The organism is Alcaligenes sp. AB3 (assembly GCF_031844565.1).
Taxonomy (GTDB): Bacteria; Pseudomonadota; Gammaproteobacteria; order Burkholderiales; family Burkholderiaceae_B; genus Alcaligenes; species Alcaligenes faecalis.
Genome location: NZ_JAUZVM010000019.1, coordinates 1 through 6068, shown reverse-complemented (window position 1 = coordinate 6068; position 6068 = coordinate 1). Strand labels below are relative to the sequence as shown.

Genomic DNA, 6068 nt, shown 5'->3' with positions numbered 1-6068 from the left:
TTTGAGGAATAAGAGCTTGACGATGACCTACTTTCACAGACGTCCGTCCACTATCATCGGCGCAAAGGCGTTTCACAATCCTGTTCGGGATGGGAAGGTGTGGGACCACCTCGCTATGGTCGTCAAGCGTAACTGGTTGCCGAGTCGTCTTTTTAAGGGACGCCCCAGCCAATTGGAAGAAGCACACCGCTAGCGATCAGTACGGATCAGCTAGCAGCGGTTACGAAGGTGTCGAGCGCGGGTTGCGCTGCACTTCAATATTACGTTCTGTGGTCAACAACTTAACTCACTACAACCTCAAGGGTTATAGGATCAAGCCACACGGGCAATTAGTACTGGTTAGCTACATGCATTACTGCACTTCCACACCCAGCCTATCAACGTCCTGGTCTCGGACGACCCTACAGGGAGGTCAAGCCTCCGGGATATCTAATCTTCAGACGAGTTTCCCGCTTAGATGCCTTCAGCGGTTATCTCTTCCGTACGTAGCTACTCGGCAATGCCATTGGCATGACAACCGATACACCAGTGGTACGTCCACTCCGGTCCTCTCGTACTAGGAGCAGGCTCCGTCAAATATCCAACGCCCACGGCAGATAGGGACCAAACTGTCTCACGACGTTTTAAACCCAGCTCACGTACCTCTTTAAATGGCGAACAGCCATACCCTTGGGACCGGCTACAGCCCCAGGATGAGATGAGCCGACATCGAGGTGCCAAACACCGCCGTCGATATGAACTCTTGGGCGGTATCAGCCTGTTATCCCCAGAGTACCTTTTATCCGTTGAGCGATGGCCCTTCCATACAGAACCACCGGATCACTATGTCCTACTTTCGTACCTGTTCGACTTGTCAGTCTCACAGTCAAGCACGCTTATGCCATTGCACTATCAAGACGATTTCCGACCGTCTCTAGCGTACCTTCGAACTCCTCCGTTACACTTTAGGAGGAGACCGCCCCAGTCAAACTGCCCACCATGCACGGTCCCCGATCCCGATAAGGGACCTAGGTTAGAACCGCAAACAGACCAGGGTGGTATTTCAAGGATGACTCCACGCGATCTGGCGACCACGCTTCAACGTCTCCCACCTATCCTACACAGGCCGGTTCACAATCCAATGCAAAGCTACAGTAAAGGTTCATGGGGTCTTTCCGTCTAGCCGCGGGGAGATTGCATCATCACAACCATGTCAACTTCGCTGAGTCTCAGGAGGAGACAGTGTGGCCATCGTTACGCCATTCGTGCAGGTCGGAACTTACCCGACAAGGAATTTCGCTACCTTAGGACCGTTATAGTTACGGCCGCCGTTTACCGGGGCTTCGATCAAGAGCTTGCACCCCATCACTTAACCTTCCGGCACCGGGCAGGCGTCACACCCTATACGTCCACTTTCGTGTTTGCAGAGTGCTGTGTTTTTAGTAAACAGTCGCAGCCACCGATTCACTGCGGCCTCTTCATGCTTTGTGCGCAGGCACATCACACTAATGAGGCATACCTTCTCCCGAAGTTACGGTATTAATTTGCCGAGTTCCTTCTCCTGAGTTCTCTCAAGCGCCTTGGAATATTCATCCCGTCCACCTGTGTCGGTTTGCGGTACGGTCTCGTAGAGCTGAAGCTTAGAGGCTTTTCTTGGAACTGCTTCCAGTTAGTTTAGAGCCGAAGCTCTATCCAGTCACACCCTTGAATTACGCACCCGGATTTGCCTAAGTGCCTTCTATGATGCGCCAACGGGGACATCCAACACCCCGATAACATTCTGCAATCCGTCCCCCCATCGCACTCTACGACGGTGCGGGAATATTAACCCGCTTCCCATCAGCTACGCATCTCTGCCTCGCCTTAGGGGCCGACTCACCCTGCGCCGATGAACGTTGCGCAGGAAACCTTGGACTTACGGCGAGGGGGCTTTTCACCCCCTTTATCGCTACTCATGTCAGCATTCTCACTTCCGATACCTCCAGCATTCCTCACGGAACACCTTCACAGGCTTACGGAACGCTCTCCTACCATGTGTACATAGTACACATCCGCAGCTTCGGTCTATGGCTTAGCCCCGTTACATCTTCCGCGCAGGACGACTCGATCAGTGAGCTATTACGCTTTCTTTAAAGGATGGCTGCTTCTAAGCCAACCTCCTGACTGTCTATGCCTTCCCACTTCGTTTCCCACTTAGCCATAGTTAGGGACCTTAGCTGGCGGTCTGGGTTGTTTCCCTCTTGAGTCCGGACGTTAGCACCCGGTGCTCTGTCTCCCGTACTGTACTTGCCGGTATTCGGAGTTTGCCATGGGTTGGTAAGTCGCTGTGACCCCCTAGCCATAACAGTGCTCTACCCCCGGCAGTAATATACGAGGCACTACCTAAATAGTTTTCGGAGAGAACCAGCTATCTCCAGGCTTGTTTAGCCTTTCACTCCGATCCACAGCTCATCCCCTAATTTTTCAACATTAGTGGGTTCGGTCCTCCAGCACGTGTTACCGTGCCTTCAACCTGGCCATGGATAGATCGCCTGGTTTCGGGTCTACACCCAGCGACTGAATCGCCCTATTCGGACTCGCTTTCGCTACGCCTCCCCTATTCGGTTAAGCTTGCCACTGAATGTAAGTCGCTGACCCATTATACAAAAGGTACGCAGTCACACCACGAGGGTGCTCCTACTGTTTGTATGCATACGATTTCAGGATCTATTTCACTCCCCTTCCGGGGTTCTTTTCGCCTTTCCCTCACGGTACTGGTTCACTATCGGTCGATCACGAGTATTTAGCCTTGGAGGATGGTCCCCCCATATTCAGACAGGATTTCACGTGTCCCGCCCTACTTGTTCGATGCTTAGTTCCACGTACTGAATTTCGCCTACAGGGCTATCACCTGCTACGGCTGGACTTTCCATTCCATTCGACTATTCACTACGCTAAAACATCCAGGCTGGTCCGGTTTCGCTCGCCACTACTTCCGGAATCTCGGTTGATTTCTTTTCCTCGAGTTACTGAGATGGTTCAGTTCACTCGGTTCGCCTCCACATGCCTATGTATTGAGCATGGGATACCGTATTACTACGGTGGGTTTCCCCATTCGGACATCTACGGATCAAAGCTTGTTTGCCAGCTCCCCGTAGCTTTTCGCAGGCTACCGCGTCCTTCATCGCCTGTGATCGCCAAGGCATCCATCATATGCACTTATTCGCTTGATCCTATAACGCTTGATGCTGTTATAGGAATATGAGTATACGTTGTTGCCGTTCATCAATCCTTAGCTGTTATCCAATCCGAAGATCAGACAACGTCTATATTTTTGAGAACTTTCGTTGAACATAATTTGTTCTGTTGCAATCACAACCCGTGTATTGTCATCACAAGTCGACTAATCGTCTTGCGTTTATTAGACAACACACCTTCGTTGTGCTTCTTCCTAATTGTTAAAGAGCAATTCGTGGGTTGCATAACCCAACGAGCAGTATTCTTTAAAAAGAACACTCTTCGTTGAATCTCGCGCCAGGTCAACCGTTGTTGTCCTGTGCCCTATACTCTGTCATGAACCTTGCTGTATCGACAACCAACCACAAAAGCGGTGGTGGAGGATGACGGGATCGAACCGACGACCCCCTGCTTGCAAAGCAGGTGCTCTCCCAGCTGAGCTAATCCCCCGAGGTAATCGTTGGTGGGTCAAGTTGGAATCGAACCAACGACCCCCGCCTTATCAAGACGGTGCTCTAACCGACTGAGCTACTGACCCATCTATCACCAGTGGGCGATACCTTCAATGGTCATGACATTAACTAACAGCCAATAAGTGTGGACGCTTTCGCTTTGCGAGCCATTCGCTCTAAAAGGAGGTGATCCAGCCGCACCTTCCGATACGGCTACCTTGTTACGACTTCACCCCAGTCATGAATCCCACCGTGGTAAGCGCCCTCCTTACGGTTAGGCTACCTACTTCTGGTGAAACCCACTCCCATGGTGTGACGGGCGGTGTGTACAAGACCCGGGAACGTATTCACCGCGACATTCTGATCCGCGATTACTAGCGATTCCGACTTCACGCAGTCGAGTTGCAGACTGCGATCCGGACTACGATCGGGTTTCTGAGATTGGCTCCCCCTCGCGGGTTGGCGACCCTCTGTCCCGACCATTGTATGACGTGTGAAGCCCTACCCATAAGGGCCATGAGGACTTGACGTCATCCCCACCTTCCTCCGGTTTGTCACCGGCAGTCTCATTAGAGTGCTCTTGCGTAGCAACTAATGACAAGGGTTGCGCTCGTTGCGGGACTTAACCCAACATCTCACGACACGAGCTGACGACAGCCATGCAGCACCTGTGTTCCGGTTCTCTTGCGAGCACGGCCAAATCTCTTCGGCTTTCCAGACATGTCAAGGGTAGGTAAGGTTTTTCGCGTTGCATCGAATTAATCCACATCATCCACCGCTTGTGCGGGTCCCCGTCAATTCCTTTGAGTTTTAATCTTGCGACCGTACTCCCCAGGCGGTCAACTTCACGCGTTAGCTGCGCTACTAAGGCCTAACGGCCCCAACAGCTAGTTGACATCGTTTAGGGCGTGGACTACCAGGGTATCTAATCCTGTTTGCTCCCCACGCTTTCGTGTCTGAGCGTCAGTATTATCCCAGGGGGCTGCCTTCGCCATCGGTATTCCTCCACATATCTACGCATTTCACTGCTACACGTGGAATTCTACCCCCCTCTGACATACTCTAGCTCGGCAGTTAAAAATGCAGTTCCAAGGTTGAGCCCTGGGATTTCACATCTTTCTTTCCGAACCGCCTACACACGCTTTACGCCCAGTAATTCCGATTAACGCTTGCACCCTACGTATTACCGCGGCTGCTGGCACGTAGTTAGCCGGTGCTTATTCTGCAGATACCGTCAGCAGTACCTCGTATTAGGAGGTACCTTTTCTTCTCTGCCAAAAGTACTTTACAACCCGAAGGCCTTCATCATACACGCGGGATGGCTGGATCAGGGTTTCCCCCATTGTCCAAAATTCCCCACTGCTGCCTCCCGTAGGAGTCTGGGCCGTGTCTCAGTCCCAGTGTGGCTGGTCGTCCTCTCAAACCAGCTACGGATCGTTGCCTTGGTGAGCCTTTACCCCACCAACTAGCTAATCCGATATCGGCCGCTCCAATAGTGAGAGGTCTTGCGATCCCCCCCTTTCCCCCGTAGGGCGTATGCGGTATTAGCCACTCTTTCGAGTAGTTATCCCCCGCTACTGGGCACGTTCCGATATATTACTCACCCGTCCGCCACTCGCCGCCAAGAGAGCAAGCTCTCTCGCGCTGCCGTTCGACTTGCATGTGTAAAGCATCCCGCTAGCGTTCAATCTGAGCCAGGATCAAACTCTTCAGTTTAATCTCTGTGGTTGTCCCGTCTTGCGACGAGACCGATTGTGTCTCAAAGAAAAATTCAGAGTTACACAAGGTAATTCTTCATCTTTCGTTTGTGAGCACTTGATACAAACTTGTGGCGATCCCCGAAGGGTTCGACTCGCTCATTCCAAGCGCCCACACTTATCGGCTGTTAATTGTTAAAGAGCAGTGACAGTTGCCTGTCATTCCACTGACCAACCCGGCTGGCTCGTCGCGTTTAGCGCTTCGTGCCTTGCTGTGTTAGCAGCAGAGAAACGAGATTATGAAGCAGATCAGGCAGTGTGTCAAGCGTTTTTTTGAAGAAGCTAGAAAGTTTTAAAACCGTCCAACTCATCCCGCTTAAACCAGAACTTTCGTTCCGTCCTACCTGGCGAACAATCAACCCAAAAGGCTAACCATCCCACTTCACAAACAAGGGTAAATCTTCAAATCCGTTTCAACCTTCGAAACCGCTTAAAAACTTAACATTGCGTTCTCTGGAGCAGAACCTAGAACTTTAACACAGAATTTTCTGATTTGTCAAGCTCCGGGTTTTACACCGTGTCAGTTACCTGACTCAGTCATTCAAGCTTCGGTGCGGGCCTCTTGGCCAAGGCGGTGAATCTTGTCTAACTGCTCTCTGTAGCGCTTTGAGGGAAAACCCTGTGTGTGCTGCAGCGAGAAAAGAACTATAGCACGATGATTTTC

Annotated in this window: 2 tRNA genes and 3 rRNA genes; all 5 read right to left on the bottom strand. The window is 51.5% G+C overall.

What is annotated here, in order from left to right:
- Window positions 1-14: 14 nt before the first annotated feature.
- The 5 genes from rrf to Q9R35_RS18615 all read right to left on the bottom strand — a co-directional run bounded on the left by rrf (window position 15) and on the right by Q9R35_RS18615 (window position 5363).
- Window positions 15-127: ribosomal RNA gene (gene rrf, locus Q9R35_RS18635) — 5S ribosomal RNA — on the bottom strand.
- A gap of 181 nt (window positions 128-308) precedes the next feature.
- A 23S ribosomal RNA gene (locus tag Q9R35_RS18630) occupies window positions 309-3191 on the bottom strand.
- 378 nt (window positions 3192-3569) lie between these two features.
- A tRNA-Ala gene (locus tag Q9R35_RS18625) sits at window positions 3570-3645 on the bottom strand.
- A gap of 11 nt (window positions 3646-3656) precedes the next feature.
- Window positions 3657-3733, bottom strand: a tRNA-Ile gene (locus tag Q9R35_RS18620).
- A 93-nt stretch (window positions 3734-3826) separates the two neighbouring features.
- Window positions 3827-5363: ribosomal RNA gene (locus Q9R35_RS18615) — 16S ribosomal RNA — on the bottom strand.
- The 16S, 23S and 5S rRNA genes sit together here with 2 tRNA genes alongside, the layout of an rRNA operon.
- Between the last annotated feature and the right edge of the window lie 705 nt (window positions 5364-6068).